The sequence below is a fragment of the Streptomyces sp. NBC_00212 genome (genome assembly GCF_045206365.1).
Classification (GTDB): domain Bacteria; phylum Actinomycetota; class Actinomycetes; order Streptomycetales; family Streptomycetaceae; genus Streptomyces.
In genome coordinates this window covers 175,169-199,095 of the sequence record NZ_CP108116.1, presented here as the reverse complement: position 1 = coordinate 199,095, position 23,927 = coordinate 175,169, and the positions used below count along the sequence as shown (strand labels likewise).

Genomic DNA, 23,927 nt, shown 5'->3' with positions numbered 1-23,927 from the left:
TCAACTCCCTTGCTATTGGGGTGGGTTGCCGTGTTTGCGGGATGGTAGGTCGGTGTGTTTGGTCTTGAGCATCGCCAGTGAGGCGATGAGGACGGCCCGGGTCTCGGCGGGGTCGATGACGTCGTCGACCAGGCCCCGCTCGGCCGCGTAGTACGGGTGCATCAGCTCGGCCTTGTACTCCTTGACCATCCGTGCCCGCATCGCCTCCGAATCGTCGGCCTCCGCGATCTGGCGGCGGAAGATGACATTGGCGGCACCCTCGGCACCCATCACCGCGATCTCGTTCGTCGGCCAGGCGTAGGTCAGATCCGCGCCGATGGACTGGGAGTCCATGACGATGTAGGCGCCGCCGTAGGCCTTGCGCAGGATCAGTGAGATCCGCGGCACCGTCGCGTTGCAGTACGCGTACAGCAGCTTCGCGCCGTGCCGGATGATTCCACCGTGCTCCTGCGAGACGCCCGGTAGGAACCCGGGTACGTCCAAAAGAGTGAAGATCGGGATGTTGAACGCGTCGCACATCTGCACGAACCGGGCCGCCTTCTCGCTGGCCTCGATGTCCAGGACACCGGCCAGGGACTGGGGCTGGTTGGCGACGATGCCCACGACCTGGCCGTCGAACCGGGCCAGCGCGCAGATGATGTTGCGGGCCCACCGCTCGTGGATCTCCAGGAAGTCCCCGTCGTCGACGAGCTCCTCGATCACCTTGTGCATGTCGTACGGACGGTTACCGTCGGCGGGCACCAGGTCGAGGAGGACCTCGGAGCGGCGGTCGGCCGGGTCGTCGGACGCGTGGACCGGCGGGTTCTCCCGGTTGTTCGACGGCAGCATCGAGATCAGATACCGGACCTCGGCCAGGCACGTCTCCTCGTCGTCGTACGCGAAGTGCGCGACGCCGGAGGTCTCGGCGTGCACGTCGGCGCCGCCGAGCCCGTTCTGGGTGATCTCCTCGCCCGTCACCGCCCGCACCACGTCCGGACCGGTGATGAACATCTGCGAGGTCTCACGCACCATGAACACGAAGTCCGTGAGCGCCGGGCTGTAGGCGGCACCGCCCGCGCACGGGCCCAGCATCACCGAGATCTGCGGGATCACCCCGGACGCGCGCGTGTTGCGCTGGAAGATCCCGCCATAACCCGCCAGTGCGCTGACGCCCTCCTGGATACGGGCACCCGCGCCATCATTGAGCGACACGAGCGGAGCACCCGCCGCGATCGCCATGTCCATGATCTTGTGGATCTTCGCGGCGTGAGCCTCACCCAGCGCGCCGCCGAAGATCCGGAAGTCGTGGGCGTACACGAAGACCGTGCGGCCCTCGACCGTGCCCCAGCCGGTGATCACACCGTCGGTGTACGGCTTCTTCGCCTCCAGGCCGAAACCGACCGCACGATGCCGACGCAACTGCTCGACCTCGTGAAACGAGTCGGGGTCGAGCAGCAGGTCGATGCGCTCGCGGGCGGTCAGCTTGCCCTTGGCGTGCTGCGCCTGCGTCGCCCGCTCGCTCGGCCCACGACACGCCTCCGCACGCAGGGCGAGCAGTTCGGTGACCCGCCCTGTCAGGGACGGGTCCGCGATGGTGGTCATGGTGGGGCGCTTCCCTTCGTTCGGTACGGCAGAGGCGGGCGGCACGGGGGAATGAGCCGCCCGCCGGACTGGGGGTCAGGCGTCGCGGAGGGCGGGAAGCACGGTCTCCGCGACTTCCTTCAGCTGTTTCTCGGGGGCCATCGAGCCGATCCGGATGATGATGTGCCGCGCGCCGGAACGGACGTAGCCGCCCAGCCAGTCGGCGCAGCGCTCGGCGGAACCCCAGCCGTACGCCTGGATCTCGGCCATGCCGGCCAGGGTGTTCTTGTAGTAGCCCTGGACGTAGTGCTCCAGCTCGTTCTTGGCCGCCGTCTCGTCCGGGTTCACGTTGATGGTGGCGTACAGCGCGGGAGTGATCGCGCCCTGCGGCCTGCCCGCTTCCTCGCGGAGCTCCTCGATCTGCCGCCAGGCCCTGCCGTACACGGGCACGGACGGCAGGAACGGCATCCAGCCGTCGTACTTTCCGGCCACCCGGCGCAGCACGGCCGGGGTGTCGCTGCCGGCCAGCCACAGCGGCGGGCCGTCCTCGCGCACCGGCGGGCACAGCCGGTCCAGGTCGTCGGCGCTGAGGTAGCGGCCCTCGAAGTCGTTCGGGGCGCCGGGCTCGCCGCTGCGCCACGTGCGGCGCCACAGCTCGACGATCTCGTCCAGGCGCCCGGCGCGGCCGGTGTAGGAGGCGCCGACGGCGGCGAACTCCCGCTCGGTCTCCGGGATGGGGAAGCCGGACCCCAGGGCGAGGCTGAGCCGGCCGCCCGCCATGTGGTCGAGGCTGGTGATCATGTTCGCGCCGATCAGCGGGTGGCGCAGGGCCGGGGTGAGGGCCGCGGTGCCCAGCGCGATCCGGTGGGTGGCGGCGGCCACGGCGGACAGCACGATCAGCGGGTCCAGGCGGGGCCGGGCGACCAGGGAGTCGCCGACCCACAGGGAGTCGAAGCCGAGCAGCTCGGCCTCGGTGGCGAACTCGACCAGGGCGCCCGCGTCGAGCGCGCCGAGCATGGCCTGCTCCCGGGTCGGCAGCAGAACCCCGATGTGCGGCCGGGGAGTTGGGGGCATGGGGGGTGCTCCTTTGGTGTGCGGGTCGGTCGGACGCCGGGGCTGGGAAGACGGCCAAGCCCCTGCGGCGGATGCGGCGCCCGGCGCCGGGCCGGAGTGCCTGGGGTGCTTACGCCGTAAGCACTGGCTCGGCCACGGCGCCTGGGGTGCTTACGCCGTAAGCACCCCAGGCGATGCGAGCCACCCTTCGGAGCGGCCGGTTTCGGGCCGCGCCGAAGGGATTTGACGGTGCGTCAGGTCAGTTTCTTCGCGGCTGCCGCCAGCCGGTACAGGTGGCTGCAGAAGTCCTGCGTGATGGCCTCGGCGTGGCTGTCGATGAAGAAGTGGCCGCCGGGGTACTCGCGGTGCCCCAGGTACTGCGGGCTGCGCGGGACCCAGGACTGGAACGCGTCGTCCTCCTCCTGCAGCCCGTCGTTCTTGCCGCCGTAGGACACCAGCGGGCACGGCACCAGGGCGCCGTGGTCCTTGCGCTGCGCGGCCACCGACAGGTCGGAGCGGAGCGCGGGGATGACCATGGCGAGCATCTCGGGGTTGTCGTAGATGTCGGCGGGGAACGAGCCGAGCCGCTTGATCCAGCTGATCAGCTCGTCCGTGGGCATCTCGATGTGCTCCTCGGTCGGGCAGAAGAAGCCCTTGGGGGCCCAGCCGGACATGCCCACCATCAACGGCCCCTGGACGCCGTCCCTCTCCATGCGCACGGCCAGCTCGTAGGCGAGCTGCGCGCCGAGGCAGTGACCGTAGAACGCGAAGGGCCGGTTGTCGTTCGTGGCGAGCACCGCCTCGTACAGGCCCTCCACCAGCGGCTCCCACTCGGTGAAGGCCTGCTCGCCGCGCCGCTCCTGACGGCCCGGCAGGGTCAGGGCCTGGGCGCCGATGTCCCGCGGCAGCAGTTCGGGCCAGTCGCGGTAGATGATGGCCCCGCTGCCCGCGTGCGGGAACAGCAGCAGGCGGATCGAGGCGTCGGGATCGGCCTCGGCCGGCTGGAACCACTGGCCCTGCCTGGACATCTTCTGGGCGATCGAGGTGCTCATCGTGGAGTTCCTTCCATAACATCGGTTTTCTCGGCAACATCGGTCTTCTCGGCCGGCGCGGTGCCGGGTGCGGCCGCGCGGGTGCCCGCTCGCGCCGCGGGCCGCCGGTTGTTCAGCCCCTCCCGGACCACGCGGCGCAGGACCTTCCCGGCGGGATTGCGGTCGAGCGTCGCCACGAAGTGGTAGGCGGAGGGAATCTTGTAGTCGGCGACCCGGCCGCGCAGGAAGAGCATCAGTTCGCGCGGGGTCACCTGCTCGCCCGGCCGGAGCACGACGCAGGCGTGCACCGCCTCGCCCCAGCGGGCGTCGGCCATGCCGACCACCGCGCTCTCGGCGACCGCGGGGTGCTCGGCGAGCTCCTTCTCGATCTCGGCGGGGTAGATGTTCTGCCCGGCGACGATGATCGTGTCGTTGATCCGGTCGCAGACGTAGAGGTAGCCGTCCGCGTCGAGGTAGCCGTTGTCGCCCATGAACAGCCAGCCGTCGCGCAGGGTCTTGGCGTTGGCGTCGGGCCGGTTCCAGTACCCGAGCATGCGGGAGGGGGTGCGGATGCAGATCTGTCCGATCTCCCCGGCGGGCAGCGGCCGGCTCTCGTCGTCGACGATCTTCAGCTCGACGCCGGGGCACACCCGGCCCGCCGAGCGGAGCAGCGGGCTGCCCGGGACGTGGTCCTCGGGCGGCAGGCACACCGGCACGCTGGCGGTCTCCGTGCTGCCGTAGATCTGGGTGAACTGACAGCGGAACACCTCCAGGCAGCGGGTCAGCAGCTGCGTGGAGATGGGCTCCCCGCCGTAGTAGACCTTGCGCATCGAGGCGAACGCCTGCGGTCCCGCCCCGCGTTCGTCCAGCATCATCCGGAGCATGGCGGGCGCGGCGAAGGTGGTGGTCACGCCGAGCGTCTCGATCAGGCGTACCGCGTCCTGCGGTACGAACATGCGCATGACGACGTTGGTGAGGCCGGCGTTGAAGCCCTGCCAGAACCAGGCCGTGCCCGCGGTGCCCAGGCCCGGCAGGGAGATCAGGTTCACGTCGTCGGGCAGCCAGTCGACCCAGTCCAGGCCCGCCTCGCGCATCGCGGCGGGCAGCGTGAAGAAGCTGCGGTGCGGCACCACGGCTCCCTTGGGCAGGCCGGTGGTGCCACTGGTGTAGATCTGCACGACCGCGTCGCCGGGACCGGTCCCCGGATCCAGGTCGTCGTCCGGCGCGGTGGCCCACCACATCCGCAGCCCGGAGCCCGGGTCCTCGTCGCCGGTACGGTCGATCTCCACCAGCGTGTCGAGCGCGGGCAGCGTGGGCTGCACCCGCTCGGCGACCGGCAGGAACTCCTCGTCCACGAACAGGACCTTGGCGCCGGAGTCCCGCAGGATGTGGTCCGCCTCGCGGGGGGTGAGCCGCCAGTTGACCGGCACGAGCACCGCACCGGCCTTCGCACAGGCGAGGACGACGGTGTAGTAGTACTCCGACTCCCGGCCGAGCCAGGCCACCCGGGTCCCGCGTCCCACCCCGGCCGCCCGCAGGGCGTGCGCCGCACGGTTGCTCATCAGGTGCAGCTGCGCGTAACTGGTGCGGCGGCCCTGGCAGATGACGGCCGGGTGGTCCGCGCGGTCGCGGGCGTGCGCGGCGGACGATGCGAACAACGTCCACTGACTGGCCTCGTCCATGTACTCCTCCGAAGGTGATAGGTCGCGGTCGGCCGGATCAGCCGGTCTGCGGAACGAGCTGCGCGTCGAGGAACTCCGTGAGGAGCTGCGGGGAGGGGAAGTCGAAGGCGAGGGACGCGGGCAGCGCGACCTTGAAGACCGATTCGAGACTGGTCTTGAGTTCCAGTGCCATCAGCGAGTCGAGCCCCAGCGACACGAATTCCGTGGTCGGGTCGATCTCCTCCTCTTCCTCCGCGTGCAGCGCCGCCGCCACGCTCGCCAGGACCACCTGGCCAACGGCGGCCACGCGTTCCGGCTTCGGCTTGGCGACCAGGGCGCCCAGGTCGACGGCGGGCCGCCCGGCGGGCTGGTCCCCCGAGGCGGCGTCCCGGCCGCCGAGCAGCCGCGCGTACAGCGCGTTGTCCAGCGGGTTCAGGGACACGAACCGGTCCCAGTCCCACTCGCCGGCCACGTACTGCGGCGCGGGTGCGGGCAGCAGGCGCTCCATCGTGCGCAGCGCCCTGGCCGGCGAGAAGAACCGCATGCCGGTACGTTCCAGCTCGCGCGCCAGGTTTTCGTCGAGGCGGGCGGACATGCCGACCCGGGACCACATGCCCCAGTTCGTCGCCTGCGCGGGCAGCCCCTGCCGGGTCCGCCAGGCGGCCAGGCCGTCGAGGAAGGCGAAGGCCGCGGCGTAGTGCGCCTGCGTCGAGCCGCCGACGACCGCGGCGATCGAGGAGTGCACGACGAAGAAGTCGAGATCGGGGACGTCCAGGCTCGCCTCGTGCAGCAGCCAGCCGCCGTACGCCTGGGCCTGGAGCTGTTCGTCGATGGCCCCCCAGGTCAGATTGCCGATCAGGGAGCTGCCCGCGCGGCCCGCCGCGTGCACGATGCCGCCCAGCGGGACCCGGCCGCCCCGGATCTCGGCGAAGAGCTTGTCGACATCGGCGGCGTCTCCCAGGTCGGCCCGGGCGAGCACGATCTCGCAGCGCTTCGCGAGTGCTTCCAGGACCGGCTCGGCCTCCGGCGTGGGCCGCCCGCTCCGGCTGACGAGCACCAGGTGCCGGGCGCCGAGGTCGGCGAGCTTCGTCGCGGTGACCAGGCCGAGGCCGCCGAGGCCGCCGCTGATCAGGTAGGTGCGGTCGGGACGTACGACGGGGGTGGCCGCCGGGTCGTCGGAAGCGGCCGGGGCGGGCGCCAGGGTCACCACCGGCTGTGCGGCGCCTTCCTGACGGTCCGTCAGCAGTGCTTCGTCGGCCTCGTCGAGGGCGAAGGCGAGGGTGCCCACGGCCGGGAGGTCGCCGCGGGCCACGGAAGCGGCCACGTCGCGCAGCGCCCGGCCCGCGGACTGCTCGGATTCGTCCGCGTTCGGGGCCCGGTGACCGGTGACGTAGGTGACCGGGAGGGCGGCCGCCGCCTCAAGGTCCATGCCGTCGGGGACCGGGGCCGCGGCCGCGGCCGCGACGGTGACCGTCCGGCGCAGGGTGCCCCGGTGGCAGGTGATGACCCGGTCGCCGGCGGCGAATTCCACGACGCCGTCGCCGACCGCGAGGACCGTGCCGCTGCATCCGGAGCCGAGCACCACCGGGGTGTCCGCGGCGTCGGCCGCGTCCGCCTCGCCGGGCCGCACGGCCGCGGTGTGCACGAGGAGCTGGACCTGGCCCGGGCCGGGAGGAACGTCCTCGGCCGCGACCGGGCGCAGGTCGGTTACGTCGCCGGACTCCGGTGCCCGCACCTCGAACCCGCCGCTCCAGGCGGGCGTCGATTCGCCGGCCAGGATCCGGCGCACATACCGCCGGCCGTCCCGGTGGGCGATCTGGAAGTCGCCGGTGTCCACCGCCCGCCACTCCGCGGCCAGCACTCCGAGGTCGGCGCCCTCGGGCAGGTCGACCAACGTGGCGCGGTAGCGCGGGTATTCGTTGAGCAGGACGTGCCCGAAGCCCCACAGGGTCGCCGCGGCCAGCTGCTCGCCGGTGCCGGGACGGTCCTGCGGCAGCCACTGCGCGCGCTCGGTGACCAGCCACAGCCGCGGCGCCGTGTTCGGTCCCGCGCCGGTCAGCGCGGTCACGACGGCCAGCAGGTCGCGGTAGTTGCGCTCGGCTTCGGCGCGCAGCACGGCGGCCGACATCGGCCTCCCGTCCGGCCGCCAGAACCAGCACACGTCGGTCACCGAGGGGTCGGCGAGCGCGTCGGGCAGCGCGTCGGCACCGGTCAGGCGGGTCAGCCGCACCCCGGAGGTCTCGGCGGCCGCGAGGCGGTCGGCCTCGCCGCCGAGGACCAGGACGTGCCGGTCCGCCGGATCGCTCCGGGGGGGCGCGCTGTGCCGGAGCCAGCTGAGGCGGTGCAGGAAAGCGGACCGCTCGTCGGGGCGCCCGGGGCGGGCCAGCACCACGTCGCGCAGCTCGGCCACGGGCGAGTCGCCGTCGAGCAGCAGGACATCGGCGTGCCGCTCGTCGGCGCTGCCGGCCGTGGTGAGCCGCGCCACCACGCGCAGCCGCTCTCCGCGGGGCTTCCTGAACAGCCGTACGCTGCCGAGCCGCGCCGGGGCGAACGCCGGGCTCGTGCCGTCCAGGGCCACCGCGGCCTGCACGGCGCACTCCAGGACCTCGACCGGCAGATGTTCGAGCGCCGAGGCGTCCCGGCTCGTCAACTCGGCTGTCAGGACGCCCTGTTGGTGACGGGACACCTCGGTGAGCAGCCGGTAGCGCGCGCCGTAGCGGCGTCCGACGGACGCGAAGTCGGTGTAGATGTCCTCGCCGTCGACACGCTCCTCGATCTCGCCGGGCGCCTCGGCGAGCGCCAGCAGCGTCGCGTCCGGTCCGTCGGCGCGCTCGCCCGGTGCGGCGAGGCGCGCGGTGGCGTGCAGCAGCTCCTGGCCGGCGGGACCGCTGACCACCTCGACGCGGGCCTCGCCCCCGTCCTGGGGGAGCAGCCGGGTGCGGAGCGCGACGGCGGTCTCCTCGGGCAGCGGCAGCGGCTCGTGCAGCGTCACGTCGAGCAGGGCGCCGCGGGTCTCGCCGTACACGGCGTCCCGCAGGGCGAGCAGCATCTCGACGTACGCACCGGTCGGCAGCACCGGCCCGTCCGGGCCGTCGTGCCCGGCCAGGAACGCCGGCTGGCCGACCGTGTACTCGGCGGTGAACTCCCTTACCCCATCGGCCAGTTGGGAGGAGGTCACGGGCCGGCCGAGCAGCGGGTGCCGGCTCGCGCCCTGGGCCGCGGGGGTCCGCGGGGAGGTGGCGGGCAGCCAGTACCGCTTGCGTTCGAAGGCGTACGTGGGCAACTGCATCTTCGGCAGCGCCCGGTCCGCGTGGACGCCCGTCCACGACACGGAGACCCCGGCCGTGTACAGCGAGGCGAGGCTGCGCAGCATGGTGTCGCCGCGCGGGTCGCGCTTGCGGACGCTGGGCACCCAGTGGTGGTCCTCCGCGCTGATGCAGCGCTTGGCCAGGGCGGTGAGCGCGGTCGAGGGGCCGATCTCGACGAAGGCGTGCCGGCCGCGCTGCTCGACGGCCCGGATGCCGGACAGGAACAGCACCGGCTCGCCGATGTGGCGCACCCAGTAGTCGGGGGTGCCGAGCTCACTGAACCTGCCGAGCGTGCCGGTGGTGTTGGAGATGAGGGGGAACTGGGGCTGGTGGAAGGTGAGCCCGGCCACCGCCGCCCGGAACTCGTCGAACACCTCGGCCATCAGGGGCGAGTGGAAGGCGTGCGACACGGCCAGCGCGTCGACCTTCACCCCGCGCTCGCGCAGCTCGGCGCAGAGCGCATCGAGCTCGTCGGCCACACCGGACACCACGCACTGGTCGGGCGCGTTGACCGCGGCGAGCGCGAGGCCCGGGCGGCCGTCGAGCAGCGCCACGACCTCCTCCTGCGCCAGCGCGACCGCGGCCATCCCACCGGCCGTCCGCACCGACTGCATCAGGCGGGCGCGGGTGGCGACCAGCGTGACGGCGTCCGGCAGCGAGAAGAGCCCGGCGACCGCGGCGGCGGCGACCTCGCCGATGCTGTGGCCCATCAGAACGCTGGGCTGGACGCCCCACGACATCCACAGCCGGGCCAGCGCGTACTCGAAGGTGAACAGGGCCGGCTGGGTGTAGCCGGTCTGGTCCAGGAGGCTCGCGTCCTTTGCGGTGCCGAGGATCAACTCCCGTACGGACGCGGCCAGATGGGGCGCGAAGAGGCGGTCGCACTCGTCCACCAGGTCGCGGAAGACCGGGTACCGCTCATACAGCGCGGCGCCCATGCCCGCGTACTGGGTGCCCTGCCCGCCGAACAGGAAGGCGACCTTGCGGACGGAAGCCGTGGCGGGCTGCTCGTCGCCGAGCGCGGAGTCGAGGAGTTTGGCCAGGTCGGCGGGGGTGTTGACGACGCCCGCGAGCCGGTGGCTGAAGTGGGCCCGGCCGACGTTGGTGGTGTAGCACAGGCGGGCGATGTCCAGGTCGGGCGTGGTGTCGAGGAAGTGCCGGTAGTTCTCGGCCTGCCGCCGCAGCCCGGCGCTGTTCTTGCCGGACAGCGTGAACACCCCGCCCGGTGCGGCGGGTTGGCGGGCGGGCGGCACGGTGTCCGGCGCCGGGGCCTGTTCGAGGACGGTCGCGGCGATGGTGCCCGCGAACCCGAAGCTGTTGACGACCGCGCGCCGCGTCTCGGCCTTCCACGGCAGCACCTCGGTGGGCACGGTCACCGGGTAGGTGGCCCACGGGATGCGGCGGGAGGGCTCGGTGAAGTTCAGGTGGGGGTAGATGGTGCTGGAGCGCAGCTGGAGCGCGGTCTTGATCACGCCGACGATGCCGGAGGCCGGCTCCATGTGCCCGATGTTGGTCTTCACCGAGCCGACGACGAGGGGCTCCTCGTGGGTGTGGGACTTCGCGAACACGTTGCTGATGGCGCCGAGTTCGATGGGGTCCCCCAGCGGGGTGCCGGTGCCGTGCGCCTCCACGTACTGGATCTGGTCGGGGGTGAGCCCGGCTGCGGCCAGGGCCTGGCCGATGACGAGTTCCTGAGCGGGGCCGTGCGGCACGGTGAGCCCGGCGCTGTCGCCGTCCTGGCCGATCGCGGTGCCGCGGATCAGGGCGACGATGTTGTCGCCGTCGCGCTGGGCGTCGGACAGGCGCTTGAGGACCAGCACGCCGCAGCCCTCGGCGCGCGAATAGCCGTCCGCCGACTCGTCGAAGGTCTTGCACTTGCCGTCGGAGGCGAGCATCTGGCCGTGCGAGAACATGACCATGAAGCTGGGGTGGTGCACGGCGTTCACGCCGCCGCACAGCGCGATCTCGCACTCGCCCGCGCGCAGCCCCTGCACCGCCAGGTGCAGCGCGCTCAGCGACGACGAGCAGGCGCTGTCGACACAGACGCTGGGGCCGCGCCAGCCCAGGAAGTACGACACCCGGCCGGCGATCGCGAAGATCGGACTGCCCGCCGCGAGGTGCCCGTCCAGCTCCTCGTAGGGCAGCGCGCCCATGTGCAGGCCGTAGTCGAAGGAGCTGACGCCCATGTAGACGCCGCCGGTGCCGCGGCGCAGCGGCGTCGGGTCGATGCCGGCCTGCTCCAGGGCCTGCCAGGCGGTTTCCAGGACGATCCGCTGCTGGGGGTCTATGTAGCGGGCCTCCTTGGGGGAGATGTTGAAGAACGGGGCGTCGAACAGGTCGATCCGGTCGAGGAATCCGCCACTGGTGGTGGTGATCTTTCCCTTGTCGTCCGGTCCTTCGGGCCGAAATGCCTCGACGTCCCAGCGGTCTTCCGGAATGGTCCGGATTCCGGACTTCCCGGCCCGCAGGAACGCGTCGAACTCGTCGGGGGATTCCGCGCCACCAGGCAGGCGCAGCCCTATGCCGACGATGGCTATCGGCTCGTTCTTCGCCGCCTCGTGCTGTTCGGCGGTCGTCTCGTCACGCGACATTGCACGCCTCTTCGTCAGTGGACGGGTCCGACAGGGCGTCGGCCAGATAGGAAACGAGTTGCTCGACCGTGGGCTGGCTGAACAGCACAGTCGCGTCGATGCCGAGGTCGAGCAATTCTTCGAGGTGTGCCCTGAGGTCGTTGAGCCTGAGCGATGTCAGGCCGATGTCGAAGTAGCCATGGTCAAGGGGAAGTTCCTCGTGGTCGTCCATCAGGAGAATCTCTTTGATGTATGCGACAACGAGGTCTTCCAGGTCGTCTCGGCGCTCTCGCCGGCTCATCTCTCGCAGGTACCGACTCGTATTCATCGCACCAAGGTAAACAGCATGTGCTGACGCCCTGCTGATTCAGAGCTGATGTGATCGACTGCGCTGAACCGGGCCGCCGCGCGGGCGAGTTGGCGAACATCCGTGCCCAGCTGACATCCTCGCCGGAGGCGGAGCCCGCCCCCGTCGCGCGCCCGGGAGAGATCGTTCCGGCGGCGCCGGGGTTTATTACCCCTGAGGTAATCGACGGTGGCCGCCTCCCGCTGCGAACCTCGTAGAGGCAGGAAGAACGGACGTCCCCGCCGCACCAGGCCGCTCGGCCCCCCGGGCATCCGGCCGCACGGTACGGCGGGAAGTTATTACCCCTGAGGTAATCGACGGCCCGCACCCTTGCTGACAGCCTTGAGTTGTCGGGGCAGGCGAGCGCACTGCCGCACCGAAACTCCCACCCCCTTTTCGCACGAGGAGAGCACCATGAGTGAAATCGAAGCGGCCGTCGAGAAGTACGTCGCCAGCTGGGCGGAGCCGGACGCCGACATTCGCCGCAAGGTCATCGCGGAACTGTGGGCAGAAGACGCGATCTACAAGAACCCGTTCGTCGAATTCCACGGCCGCAAGGGCGTCGAGGACGCGGTGACGCAGGCGTACGACCTCTTCGTCGCCACCAAGGGCGCCACGTTCAAGGTCACCAAGGTGGACATCAGCATGGACGCGGTCCGCTACACCTGGGAGATGACGTTCGCGGGCGCCACCGAGCCCGAGGCGATCGGCACCCAGGTGGTCATCCTCGACGAGAACGGCCTCATGGCCAACGACCACCAGTTCATCGACAAGGCCCCCACCGGCATGGAGGAGCTCGTCCACGTCGGCCTCGACGTCTGAACAGGAATTCCGCGGTTCACCTTCTTCGCCGCCACCCCATCCGCGGGGGGAATTGAATCCGCGACGTATGCCGGCAGAGCAGCCGAGGCACCGGCTTTCGGCTCTGCCGGCCCCCGGCGGCACCTTTCTCGCGCGTGACGGAACGGCTGGGCCGATTTCAGCTGCGCCGGAACAGGCGGAATCCCCGGAATGCGCATGGCCCCGGAGATTTCCTGCGAGCTTCACAGCCCGTGCAGGCAGTACTGAAAACACTTCGATCGGGAGACCGAACCATGTCGGTAGACGAAAGTATCCGCTCAGCCTCACCCGGGTTGGAGGAGGCGGCCGAACCGGGGATGGACAAGACCGCCCTGATCCGGATCCTCATCGTGGTCTCGGGCATGTTCATGATCGGCCTGGACTTCTTCGGGGTCAACGTGGCCATCCCGTCGCTGCGCTCGGACCTCGACGCCAGCTCCGCGTCCATCGAGTTCATCGTCTCCGGGTTCAACCTCGCCTACGCGGCCAGCATGGTCACCGCCGGACGCCTTGGCGACCTCTACGGCAGGCGCCGCATGTTCGCCCTCGGCATGGCGTTCTTCACGCTCGCATCCCTGGCCGCGGGCCTCGCGCCCACCCCCGGAGTGCTGATCGTGGCCCGCGTCGTCCAGGGCATCGGCGCGGCCGTGATGACCCCGCAGATGCTCGCCATCCTGAACACCGCCTTCACCGGCGTCCAGCGCGTCCGCGCCTTCACCGCCTTCGCCCTGTCCATGGGCCTGAGCGCCACCTTCGGCCAGCTCATCGGCGGCGCACTGATCTACCTGGACATCGCCGGAATCGGCTGGCGCACCATCTTCCTCATCAACGTGCCCATCGGCGCCGTCTCGCTGCTCCTGATGCGCAAGTACATCCCCGAGTCGCACGGCACCGGCCGCACCGGACTCGACCTGATCGGCGCGGTCCTCGGCTCCTGCGGCCTGCTCGCCATCGTCCTGTCCCTGGTCGAGGGCCGTGAGCAGGGCTGGCCCGCCTGGTCGTGGGTGGTCCTGGTGGCCTCCGTACCGCTGCTCGCCGCCTTCGCCTGGCGCCAGAACCGCCTGGAGCGCAACGACCGCGCACCGCTGATCTCGCTCAGCCTGTTCAAGGAGCGGGCGTTCTCCGTCGGCATCCTGATCATCCTGGGCTTCTTCGCGGCGATGGCCTCCTTCATGTTCGTCCTTGCCCTCTACCTCCAGGACGGCCACGGCGTCTCCCCGCTGCACTCCGGCCTGATCTTCGGCGCCCTCGGCATCGGCTACGTACCGGCCGCCTTCGCCGCCCCCCGGATCGCCGCCCGCATGGGTAAGCAGGTGCTCACCCTCGGCGCCCTCGTCGTCGCCGCCGGGTACGGCCTGATGATCGCCGCGACCTCCGTCATCGGTGTCACCGGACCCTCGCCCTGGGTGATGCCCGGCCTGTGCGTCGCCGGCATCGGCATGGCCCTGTTCGCCAACCCCGTCACCCCCACCGTGCTCGCCGGCGTCAAGCCCGACCACGCCGCCGCTGCCGCCGGAGTCCTCTCCACCGCTCAGGAAGGCGGCAACGCCCTCGGCGTCGCGGCCATCGGCGTGGTGTTCTTCGGAGTACTGGGCCACGGCGCCCGCGGCGCCTACGCGGACGCCTTCGGATGGAGCGTCGCCGTCCTCGCCGCCTTCACCGTCGTCGTCGCCCTCCTGGTGCAGGCCCTGCCCAAGCCGGCCCCCCAGAACTGACCGGCCCCGCCCCCCCACCCGTCTTCCCCGCCCCCCTGTGAGGAGGCACGATGACCACGTCCGAGACAGTCGCCCCGAACTGGCCGATGCCCCGGTCCTGCCCGATGCTGCCGCCCGACCAGTACGCCGAACTCCGTGAGGAGGCGCCCCAGCAGGTACGCCTCGACGACGGCACCCTGGCCTGGATCGTGAGCCGCCACAAGGACGTACGCGAGGCCATGATGAACCCGGCCCTCAGCGTCGACAACACCCGGCCCGGCTTCCCCCAGCGCCTCCCGATCCCGCCCGTCCCGCGCATCCAGTCCTTCATGCGCATGGACGCCCCCGAACACACCCGGCTGCGCCGCATGGTGATGCCGGAGCTCGGCAAGTCGGCCGTCAAGGTCTACCGGCCGATGGTGACCGAACTCGTCGAGGGCCTCCTCGACGAGGTGGCGGCCCAGCCGCACCCGGTGGACCTGCTGCCCGCCTTCGCCTTCCCCATCCCGGCCCTCACCATCGCCCGCATCCTCGGCGTCCCCGAAGGCGACGCCGACGTGTTCCAGAAGCAGACCCTCGCCCTCACCACGTGCGACGTGGGCAGCGACGCCGGAGCCGAGGCGCTCGGCCTGCTGACCGGCTACCTGGACGAGCTGATCCGCACCAAGGAGGCCGACCCCTGCGACGACCTGATCGGCCGCCTGGTGCGCCAGTACTGGGCCACCGGCGAACTCGACCACTCCGACCTGGTCGCCATGGTCTTCCTCGTCCTGGTGGCCGGCCACGAGACCACGGTCAGCCAACTCACCCTCAGCATCCTCACGCTGATCCAGCACCCGCACGAGGTCGAGAAGATGCTGGCCGACCCCGCACGCCTTGACAAGGTGATCGACGAGCTCCTGAGGTACTGGTCGATCCCCCAGGACAACCAGGTACGGGTCGCCGTCAAGGAGACCGAACTCGGCGGGGTCCCGGTCTGCCCCGGCCAGGGCGTGGTCTTCGCGATATCCGCCGCCAACCACGACGACGGCGTCTTCCCCGACCCGGCCGTCTTCCAGCCCGACCGCGACGCCCGCCAGCACCTGGCCTTCGGGCACGGCGCCCACTACTGCCCGGGCGCGGCGCTCGCCAAGATGGAGATGGAAGTGGCCCTGCCCGCCCTCTTCCGCCGCTTCCCGGACCTGCGTCTGGGAGTCGACTTCGAGGACCTCTCCTTCCGCCACGACACCGTCGTCTACGGTCTCAACGCCCTGCCCGTCACCTGGTGACACCCCCGACCGGGCGCGGCCGGCCGACCGCCGCGAGCCGCACCCCCGCACACCGCCCTGCTGCCGTTCTTCCCCCGGCCGGCAGCAGGGCCCTGTCCCCACCGGGGAACACGTACACCGGGGCCGGCCCGCCGCCGCGCACCCGCCCGGACTCCGTGAACACACCGTCGAACCAGGCGTGGTGACGGAGAATGACGCCAGGCGGACCGAAGCATCGCCCGCCCGAGAACGAGGTGAGGACCAGTGACCGTGACGACAACGGACCCGCGGCTTTCGCAGTCCCTCGGGGATCTGCTGCGGCAGTGGCGCAAGCACCGTCTGCTCAGCCAGATGGAACTGGCCACGCTGGCCGAGATCTCCCCGCGGCACCTGAGCTTCATCGAGAACGGCCGCTCGGTGCCCAGCCGGGACGCCGTCCTGCGCCTGGCCGAAGCCCTCGGCCTCGAACTGCGCGAACGCAACCCGCTGCTGCTCGCCGCCGGTTACGCCCCCGTCTACCACGAGACCAGTCTGGAGGCCCCGCACATGTCCGCAGTCCGCGACATGGTGCGCCAGGTCCTTGCCGCCCACGAGCCGTACCCGGCGGTCGTCCTGGACCGGTACTGGAACCGGGTCGACGCCAACGACCCGGCCTGGCTGTTCGGCCAGGGCGTGCACCCGGAGCTGCTGGAGGAGCCGGTCAACCTGCTGCGGGTCAGCCTGCACCCCGAGGGCATGGCCCCGCGCATCGCCAACCTCGGCGAGTGGCGCGGCCACCTGATGAGCCGGCTGCGCCAGCAGGTCACGATGACCGCCGACCCCGATCTCATCAAGCTGTACGACGAGTTGAGCGGCTACCCCTGCGACCAGCCCGAGCCGAAGGTCGAGCTGCCCGGCCCCGGCGAGATCGCCGTCCCGCTGAAGCTGCGCTACCAGGGCCGCGAGCTCGCCTTCTTCAGCACCATGGCCACCTTCGGCACGCCACTGGACATCACGGTCGCCGAACTCGCCATCGAGTCCTTCTTCCCGGCCGACGCCGAGACCGCCGAAGTGCTGCGCACCACCGACTGGAAGGCCGCCGCCGAGAGCGTGGCTACTGGGCAGTGAGCGCCGAGCGGTACCACGGCAGGTACTGAGCGAACCGCGCGGGCAGACCGGGACCCGCCGGGCAGCCCGACAGCTGCCACAGGCGCGAGCTGGTGAACCAGTGATCCGCGGACAGCATCCGCAGCAGCCGCCCGCCCGCCGCCCCGATCCTGGCCGAGGCCTCCTCCAACGACAAGGAGCGCTCGGGCAGTTGGAGGCCGAGCCCGCCGGCGACCTCGGCGACCAGGTCCCGTACGCGCACGGGCTCGGGATGGCAGCCGTGCAGGACCCGGCCCGCCGGCAGGCGCTGCGGCCGCACCGCGAGGGCCGCGACCGCCGCGGCCAGGTCGTCGGCGGCCACCAGGGAGAGTCGCGGCCGCCCCTCGTCCACCCAGTACGGAAAGTGCCGCAGGAGCTGGACGACCGCCGGTACGACCCAGGTGTCGCCCCTGCCGTACACGAGGTAGGGCCGCACCACCGTGCCGCCCGCCGCGAGCACCAGTTTCTCCCCGGCGAGCCGCGAAACGCTGGTCGCCGAGGTCGGCCCGGGCGTCACCTCGCCCTCGGCCGGGCCGGCGTGCGGGCCGTCCCCGTACACCGCCGAGGTGCCCATCTGGAGGATGTGCCGCACGCCCGCGCGGCGCGCCTCGGCGAGCAGCGCCCGGGTGCCCTCCTCGTTGACCGCGCGGCAGGTCTCCTCGTCCTTTCCCACGGCGGCGGCGATGTGCAGCACCGTGTCGACGCCGTCGCACGTGCCGCGCAGCGACGCCGGATCGGACAGATCGCCCCGCACGGTCTCCACTCCCTTGCCCTGACGGTCCGTCACCTCCCGCTCGTGCACCATCAGCCGGACCGCGGGGCCCCGGCCCCGGGCGGCCAGGGGACACAGCCGTCCGGCCACCGAGGTGCCCAGGAATCCGGTGCTGCCCGTGACGAGAATCATCGCGTTGCCTTTCGAGGTGGGATCCGGTCAACGTTTTCCACGAGGTAGGACTCGCGGCGCGGGCCGTGGGTAGCGTGGCGATCATGACGGAACGTGAGGGGCTGCTCACCGGGAGGGTCGCGCTGATCACCGGCGCGAGCAGCGGCATCGGCGCGGCCGCGGCCCGGGTGTTCGCCCGGGAGGGTGCCCGGGTCATGCTGGCTGCCCGGCGCGAGGAGGAACTCGCCGCCCTGGCCAAGCAGTTGCGCAACGCCGGGTTCCAGGCGGCCTACACGGTCACCGACGTGACGTGCGAGCGCGGGGTGGAGCGGGCCGTACAGGAGACCCTGGACCGCTTCGGCGCGCTGGACGCGGCCTTCAACAACGCCGGCGCCGCGCTGCCGCACACCCCGCTGCACCTGATGCCCGCCCAGGCCTACGACACCCTGATGGACACCAACGTGCGCGGCGTGTGGCACTGCCTGCGCCACGAGGTCGCCGCCATGCTGGAGCACGGCGGGGCCATCGTGAACACCAGCAGCACCGCGGGCGCCGTCGCCACCCCGACCGCCGCCCCGTACATCGCCTCCAAGCACGCGGTGAACGGGCTGACCAAGGCTGCCGCCGCCGAGTACGCGGGGCACGGCATCCGGGTCAACGCGATCGCACCCGGCACCACCCGCAGCGAGATGATCACCCAGTGGCTGGAGCTGCACCCCGAAGCGGAGCCCGTGCTGCTGCAACGGGCCCTGCTGCCCCGGATCGCGGATCCCGAGGAGATCGCCGAAGCCGCGGCCTGGCTGTGCAGCGAGCGCGCCTCGTTCCTGACCGGCGCCGTCGTCCCCGTCGACGGGGGCTGGACCGCCCGCTGAGATCAGCACCCCGTACGCTCCAGCCACTCGCCGAGCGAGCGGCCCTCGGGGCCGCCGGAGCGGCGCTCGCGCGAGGCCTGCTCGGCTCCCGCGAGCGAGGCGAGGATCCGTTCCCGGATGCGGGCCGCCTGCCAGGCGGCGAGCGCGCGGGGATCCTCCCGCAGGCAGCCGGGCACCTCGTCCTCCTCGCGACGGTGCGTCAACCGCGCGACGGCGGCCCGGAACTCGGCGTTCGGCGGTACCGGCTCCGGAGCATCCGGGCCGGCCGGGCACAGGGCCGCCCCGCCGGGTGCGGGCGGCGGGCGACGGGCCAGCCGCGCCCGGATGAAGGCGGCCGCGTCCCGCGGGCGCGGCGCCACCCACCAGGCGCTCAGTTCGCAGACGATCTCCTCGGCGTCCAGGCCCGCGTCGACCAGCGGGCGCAACGCATGGGCCAGGCGCCGCAGTTGGGTGCCCTGCGTCCATGCGACGCGGGGTCGGATCCTCGCCGCCAGGGCCACATCGGCCGCGACCCGGGCGGGCTCGCGCCGCGTACCGGCGGACGGCGCGCGGCGACGCCGCCCGGCGGCTGTCGCGGGACCGGTTGTGTAGTTCCTTCTGCTTCCTACCTCGGCTTTCCCACTCAGGGGGGAGCGAGTGAAAGAAGGGGAGCAACGGCGGGCGGCCTCCCGCACGGCACGCCGCCTGCCGTGCGCGGTCACCCCGCACACGCGCTTCCAGTAGCCGGTCCCGGCCACGCGTCGGCCCATGGCCGCATCCCACTGCGGCGGCGCACAGGCGGCGTAGAGCGTCGCTGTAGCGGCATAGCCGGGCAGGCCCCGCGCGCGGCGGGCATTGGCCCTCGAACCGCGCACCGCCCATACCAGGAGCCCGAGTTCACGCAGGTACCGGACGTGGTACGCCACCGAGCGCGGGCACATGCCGAGCCGGGCGGCCACGCGGTCGCGGCCGTAGGCGACCTGCCCGGCGGAGTTCAGGCGGCCCGCCAGGTCCTCGGCCACCCGCACGGTCGCGGCGTTCGCGCGGGGGTGCAGGGCGGTCGACACCGCCCAGCGCACCGCGTCCAGGAAGTCGGAGGCCCGGCGCAGTCGGCGGGAGTCGGTGCGGTCGACCCAGTGGCGCCCGGCATCCGGTATCGGAACGGGAGCCGGCTGCCGCGCGCAGGGGGTTTCGGCCAGGTCATGCGGCCCGGGGGCCGCAGGCTGGAGATGGGCGGCAGGGTCGTTCATGATGGGAGAGACTCCTCCGAAGAAGTGGATCCCCCTCCAGGCCGGTGCCGTACGAAGACGTCGCTCAGGGCCTGGAGGCAGCACGAAGTCCCGTGGAGGACTTGCATGTTCAGTCAGTGCCGCAGCCGTATCCGGGCATGCGGCCGGGGCGTCCGGCACACCGGGCCGGGCGCGGCCACGGCGGGGCCGCCCCCTCGTCGAGGGCGGCCCCGCGATGCGATGGACAGCTGCGAAGCCGGCGCCCGGGACCCGGGCCACGCAGGTGGCGGCCGGCGGGCGGGGCCTCACACGGGAGGCGGGGCGGCGCTAGCGCCCGGCCGGATCCTCCTCCGTCGCCATGTGGGCGAGGAAGACGGGCTCACCGTCCTGATGGCACGTCACCAGTACGTCCGAGGAGCCCTGCTGAGGCCGTGCCTCGACCCAGCACGGCGTGGAGAACTCGGCATAGCGCAGAAACCGGACGGAGAACACGAGCGGATGAAACGCCTCAGAGGCAGTCGCCGCGCAGGCGGCCTGACGGCACGCCTCCATCAGCAGGATGCCGGGGAAGTGGTCGTTGGTCAGGTCGGGATGGTGCGGATCGACGCGCAGTTGCCAGCGGTTTTCGGCCGCCGGGGGCGCGAGCAGCACCTGCTCCGCCGTGGCGCAGCGGACGGTTCCCGGGGCCATCGGCCGGGGCTGGTGCGGCAGTTCGGCGGTGGCGCGTTCGCCGCGGATGCGGCGGTAGGCCGCGGGGGAGGTGATGCCGAGTTCCCCTTCGCCCTCGGCCCACGCGGTGCCGCGGCGCAGCGTGACCCGGCAGTGCATGCCGGTGGGCCGCCGGCCGCCGCGGACGGCGGAGCAGGCCACCTCGACGGCCACGTCGTTCGTCGCTCCGTTGACCGGCAGGAAGTCCCGGCCCACCGTGTAGCGCAGGTCCTGCAGTACGAAGCGGTGGTCCAGCGGGACGCCGAACGCGGTGTGGGTGAGCAGGATGGCGGACTGCCGCATCGTCTCGGCGATGATCAGCGGCGAGTGCAGCCCGTCGTCCGGCCGGAACAGCCGGGGCTCCTCGGGCCAGCGCACGTCCACCTGGAAGCGGGAGTCGGCGACCTGTCGCCAGGCCGTGGGCAGGACGTCGTGGGCGACGGGCCGGTGGACGAGTGCCGGGTCGACGGTGGGACGCCGCTGATGCGGAATCCTGCGGGGCTGCCCGGTTGAGCCGTTGGTTCCAGGGACGTGCGTTCTGTTCGGAAGGAACGTGCGCTGAGTCATGACTCCCCCTAGGTAGGACAGAAGGCGGCGGCCAAGGCCTGCCTTCGAGTCCGTAACATACGTGCATGACTGTATGGTTGCAATGAGAACACCGCAGTCGCTGGTAGATGCATCCCGCATCCGGCGCGGGCGGGCACGAGCATGGAAAGGCAGGAGATCGCATGGCGACACGGGAGCGCGGAGTCAGAACACGCAGGACGATCCTGAGGGCGGCTGGCGCGGTCTTCGCGGAGCGCGGGTTCGAGGGCACCACCATCAACGAGGTGATCTCCCGGGCGGGGCTGACGCGCGGGGCGTTCTACTTCCACTTCGACGACAAGGAGGCCGTGGCCAACGCGGTGCTCGCCGAACAGGTGGGTGCGGTGGCGGTGCTTCCGCAGCAGCTCAAGCTGCAGGAACTGGTGGACGCGGGCCTGGTCTTCGCGCACCGGCTGAGCGTCGACTCGATGCTGCAGGGCAGCATAAGGCTGTCCGTGGAGAGCGCCGGGCTCAACCTGGAGCGGGACAAGCCCTTCCGGCAGTGGATCGACCACAACCACCAGCTGCTGCGCGAGGCGCAGGACCGCGGTGAGGTCTTCCCCCACACCGACGTCGCCGAGGTGGCGGAACTGCTCGTCGGCGCCTTCTCCGGACTGCAGGCGCTGTCCGAAGTCCTGTCCGGGCGCAGCGACTTGGAGCACCGCACCGCGGCCCTGCTGCACTACCTCCTGCCCAGCTTCGCCACCCCGTCCGTCCTCGGCCGGCTCGACGCGTCCGCGGGGCGAGGTGCCCGGCTCTGGGAGCAGATGTCCCTCCAGTCGGAGGCCGAACCCCTGGAGGGCGAGGGCGAATTGCCCGCCCCCACCCATCGGTAACATTTACTTGTGTACGTTTTCTCGACCGGATGCGCCTCCACCTCCCCCGAAACGGCCAGGTGGAGTCGCGGACCGGGGTCATTTGCAGCCGCTAAAGCCCGATTTGGCCACCTGGTTGCGACCCCGAGGCAACCACCACTGCCGTTGACAACGCTGACTTGAGCCCTCTTAACTAGACATCGCTGTCGGTTTTCTATGTACCCGGGGCGCCGCCCCGACAGCCGACCACCAAGGCGGGGAGTTGTCCCAGATGAAGCAGGAGCGGGCGGTACGCACGCGGAGCGACCTCATCCTGGCGGCCGCCGAGGTCTTCGACGAAAAGGGTTACATCGCCGCCCGGCTCGCCGCCATCAGCCAGCAGGCCCATGTGAGCGTCGGCGCCCTGCACTTCCACTTCGAGAACAAGGAGGCCCTGGCCGCCGCGGTGGAGCGGCAGGCCACGGCCGACCTCCGCTCGCTCATGGACGCGACCCGCAGCAGAGGGACCAGGCCCGCCCTGCAGGTCCTCATCGACACCTCGCACGCCTTCATGGTGAAGCTGCGCAACGACGTCGTCGTACGGGCCGGCCTCCGGCTGAACGGCGACACGTCGTACGGCTGCGAGGAGGCCGATCTGCGCGCCGAGTGGGAACAGTGCGTCCAGCGGCTGCTCGACGACGCCGAGCGCGAGGGCACGCTCGCCGGGGGCGTGGCCCCGCACAACGCCGTGACGGTGGTCGTCTCCGCGACGGCGGGCATCGAGATGCTGGGCCGCCGCAGCCCCGGCTGGCTCTCGCCGTACCGGATGACGGGCATCTGGCAGATGCTCCTCGCCAGCCTCGCCGCCGAGGACATCCGGCACCGCCTCAACCCGGCCGGCGCCGAAGTGGACACCTGCGAGCCGCGCTGGTCCACCCCCCTGAGGCGGCTGGACCTGGCCGCCTCAGCGCATCGGCCCGGCCGCCACAAGGCACTGGCGGCCGAGCCATTTTGAGGGTACGTCAGGTGTCGGAGTGTCAGCCCTCGGTACGGGGAACAGCCGCGTTCCGCGGGGTTCCGGAGAACGCCAGGGCGTCCGGGGCGCCGACGACCAGCCCGGGAGCCGGCGGCGTACGGGCGCCGGTGGAGGGTTTGCTCCACCGCCGCATCATCGGGGTCTCCACCGCCGTGTGCAGATGCCAGGCGAGGAGCACGCTGACGGCGAGCGCGAACAGCAGGACGGCGGAGCCGGCCAACGGGCCGAAGGTGACACCGAAACCGATCTTGCCGCGCAGATAGCCGAGCACCGGGCCGTGCACCAGGTAGAAGGCGAACGACACTTCGCCCAGCCAGAGCGCGACCGGCCCGCGGAACGGGGAGCGCCTGCCGCGCAGATCGGCCACCGCGGCCGAGGCGATCAGCAGAGCGAGCGGGACCAGGCACACGGCGACGGTGGCGAAGGACCAGGAAGCCCTGCTCGCGGCGGCGTACGCGCCGATGGTCAGCAGGCCCGCGGGCAGCAGGGGCAGCCGGATCCAGCGTCCGCTCTGCACGATGCGGGCCATGAGCATGCCCAGGACGAATTCCAGCAGGCGTACGGGCGGAAGTGCGTAGACGACCCACACCTGCCACTGCGACGCCAGGAAGCGAGGGCCTCCCGGGGAGGGCGTCATCGGGCTGCTGGGCAGGGCGAGTTGGGCGACGGCGGCCACGGCGAACACGGCCGCGACCACGATGCCCGCCCACACCCACAGCCGGTCCGGCGCGATCTTGACCACGCGGCGGTACAGCAGCGGGAAGCAGAGATAGAACACGATCTCGCAGGAGAGTGACCAGCTCGGCTGGTCGATGCTGAACACCGTGTCCAGGTGGGCCGTGGGGAACCAGGTCTGCACGAGGAACAGGTTGGGCAGCCACTGCCGCCAGGTCGCCGCCGTCGTCAGCAGGGCCATGGTCACGGCGAACATGACGACGTGGTTGGGATAGAGCTTGGCGATCCTGCGCCGCCAGAACAGGCGCGGCGTGTCCAAGGGGTTCGCCACCCACGTCAGGACGAATCCGCTGAGCAGGAAGAAGAACGAGACGCCGACCCAGCCGGCCTGCGAGAAGACCGTCGAGTACCAGTGGGCGGTGGAGCCGCGGAACAGGCTCAGGGGCGGGTCGGTACGGCTGCTGTGGAACAGGAAGACCAGCAGCGCCGCAAGGAAGCGCATCCCGGTGAGGGACGGCAACCGGGAGTGGACACCCTGCCCGGCGGCGGGCGGGGCGACTGAAACGCCAGGAGTCATGATGCCCTTCTCACCTGTGGGGTACGTCTGCGGCAGTCCGCCGCCCGGGCGACGAGGGTGTACGCGGCAGTTGCGGCTCCGGCGGGGCGTTCGGACAGCCCGGCGGGATGACCCGTGGCCTGATCGGTCTTGATGACGAGGAGTTCCCTCTCAC

The 23,927-nt window shown here is 71.5% G+C and carries 17 protein-coding genes; 7 read left to right on the top strand and 10 right to left on the bottom strand.

What is annotated here, in order from left to right:
* Nucleotides 1–12: 12 nt before the first annotated feature.
* The 6 genes from OHA17_RS40735 to OHA17_RS40710 form a co-directional block, all read right to left on the bottom strand.
* Nucleotides 13–1,581: an acyl-CoA carboxylase subunit beta gene (locus OHA17_RS40735; RefSeq protein ID WP_331721379.1), complete on the bottom strand. Its 1,569-nt coding sequence runs from the start codon at nt 1,579–1,581 to the stop codon at nt 13–15.
* A gap of 75 nt (nt 1,582–1,656) precedes the next feature.
* On the bottom strand, nt 1,657–2,634 hold the full coding sequence (locus OHA17_RS40730; protein WP_331721378.1) for an LLM class flavin-dependent oxidoreductase: 978 nt from the start codon (nt 2,632–2,634) through the stop codon (nt 1,657–1,659).
* Nucleotides 2,635–2,867: 233 nt separating this feature from the next.
* Nucleotides 2,868–3,665: an alpha/beta fold hydrolase gene (locus OHA17_RS40725; protein ID WP_331721377.1), complete on the bottom strand. Its 798-nt coding sequence runs from the start codon at nt 3,663–3,665 to the stop codon at nt 2,868–2,870.
* On the bottom strand, nt 3,662–5,326 hold the full coding sequence (locus tag OHA17_RS40720) for a long-chain-fatty-acid--CoA ligase (protein WP_331721376.1): 1,665 nt from the start codon (nt 5,324–5,326) through the stop codon (nt 3,662–3,664). Before OHA17_RS40720 ends, OHA17_RS40725 begins: the two co-directional genes overlap by 4 nt.
* A gap of 37 nt (nt 5,327–5,363) precedes the next feature.
* Nucleotides 5,364–11,204 (bottom strand): SDR family NAD(P)-dependent oxidoreductase, encoded by a 5,841-nt coding sequence (locus OHA17_RS40715; protein ID WP_331721375.1) that lies wholly within the window; start codon nt 11,202–11,204, stop codon nt 5,364–5,366.
* Nucleotides 11,194–11,484 (bottom strand): acyl carrier protein, encoded by a 291-nt coding sequence (locus OHA17_RS40710; protein ID WP_406510998.1) that lies wholly within the window; start codon nt 11,482–11,484, stop codon nt 11,194–11,196. Before OHA17_RS40710 ends, OHA17_RS40715 begins: the two co-directional genes overlap by 11 nt.
* Before the next feature lie 459 nt (nt 11,485–11,943).
* Here OHA17_RS40710 and OHA17_RS40705 point away from each other — a divergent pair, with 459 nt between their 5' ends.
* From OHA17_RS40705 to OHA17_RS40690, 4 genes are all read left to right on the top strand, one after another.
* The gene (locus OHA17_RS40705) at nt 11,944–12,351 is read left to right on the top strand and encodes a nuclear transport factor 2 family protein (RefSeq protein WP_331721373.1); all 408 of its coding nucleotides are present in this window, start codon (nt 11,944–11,946) and stop codon (nt 12,349–12,351) included.
* Between the two features lie 272 nt (nt 12,352–12,623).
* Nucleotides 12,624–14,084, top strand: a complete 1,461-nt coding sequence (locus OHA17_RS40700) for an MFS transporter (RefSeq protein WP_331721372.1) — start codon at nt 12,624–12,626, stop codon at nt 14,082–14,084.
* Between the two features lie 50 nt (nt 14,085–14,134).
* Nucleotides 14,135–15,331, top strand: coding sequence for a cytochrome P450 (locus OHA17_RS40695; protein ID WP_331721371.1), 1,197 nt, complete (start codon nt 14,135–14,137; stop codon nt 15,329–15,331).
* Between the two features lie 243 nt (nt 15,332–15,574).
* Nucleotides 15,575–16,417 carry a helix-turn-helix transcriptional regulator gene (locus OHA17_RS40690; RefSeq protein WP_331721370.1) on the top strand — a complete coding sequence of 281 codons (843 nt, stop codon included), beginning with the start codon at nt 15,575–15,577 and terminating at the stop codon, nt 16,415–16,417.
* On the opposite strand, the gene OHA17_RS40685 is transcribed toward OHA17_RS40690, so the two are convergent.
* Nucleotides 16,404–17,339: an NAD(P)-dependent oxidoreductase gene (locus tag OHA17_RS40685; protein ID WP_331721369.1), complete on the bottom strand. Its 936-nt coding sequence runs from the start codon at nt 17,337–17,339 to the stop codon at nt 16,404–16,406. The two genes, OHA17_RS40690 and OHA17_RS40685, sit on opposite strands and share 14 nt — an antisense overlap.
* Nucleotides 17,340–17,422: 83 nt before the next feature.
* On the opposite strand from OHA17_RS40685, the gene OHA17_RS40680 reads away from it, so the two are divergent.
* Nucleotides 17,423–18,190, top strand: a complete 768-nt coding sequence (locus OHA17_RS40680) for a glucose 1-dehydrogenase (RefSeq protein ID WP_331721368.1) — start codon at nt 17,423–17,425, stop codon at nt 18,188–18,190.
* 2 nt (nt 18,191–18,192) lie between these two features.
* On the opposite strand, the gene OHA17_RS40675 is transcribed toward OHA17_RS40680, so the two are convergent.
* A complete protein-coding gene (locus OHA17_RS40675) occupies nt 18,193–19,419 on the bottom strand; it encodes a hypothetical protein (RefSeq protein WP_331721367.1) in 1,227 nt (408 codons plus the stop codon).
* Nucleotides 19,420–19,725: 306 nt separating this feature from the next.
* Nucleotides 19,726–20,673 (bottom strand): ScbA/BarX family gamma-butyrolactone biosynthesis protein, encoded by a 948-nt coding sequence (locus OHA17_RS40670; RefSeq protein WP_331721366.1) that lies wholly within the window; start codon nt 20,671–20,673, stop codon nt 19,726–19,728.
* 161 nt (nt 20,674–20,834) lie between these two features.
* On the opposite strand from OHA17_RS40670, the gene OHA17_RS40665 reads away from it, so the two are divergent.
* Together OHA17_RS40665 and OHA17_RS40660 are read left to right on the top strand one after the other, a co-directional pair.
* On the top strand, nt 20,835–21,527 hold the full coding sequence (locus OHA17_RS40665; RefSeq protein WP_053727507.1) for a ScbR family autoregulator-binding transcription factor: 693 nt from the start codon (nt 20,835–20,837) through the stop codon (nt 21,525–21,527).
* A 250-nt stretch (nt 21,528–21,777) separates the two neighbouring features.
* Nucleotides 21,778–22,500, top strand: coding sequence for a ScbR family autoregulator-binding transcription factor (locus OHA17_RS40660; protein WP_331721365.1), 723 nt, complete (start codon nt 21,778–21,780; stop codon nt 22,498–22,500).
* 22 nt (nt 22,501–22,522) lie between these two features.
* Here the strand turns inward: OHA17_RS40660 and OHA17_RS40655 are convergent, their stop codons facing one another.
* Nucleotides 22,523–23,773: an acyltransferase gene (locus OHA17_RS40655; RefSeq protein WP_331721364.1), complete on the bottom strand. Its 1,251-nt coding sequence runs from the start codon at nt 23,771–23,773 to the stop codon at nt 22,523–22,525.
* Nucleotides 23,774–23,927: the final 154 nt, after the last annotated feature.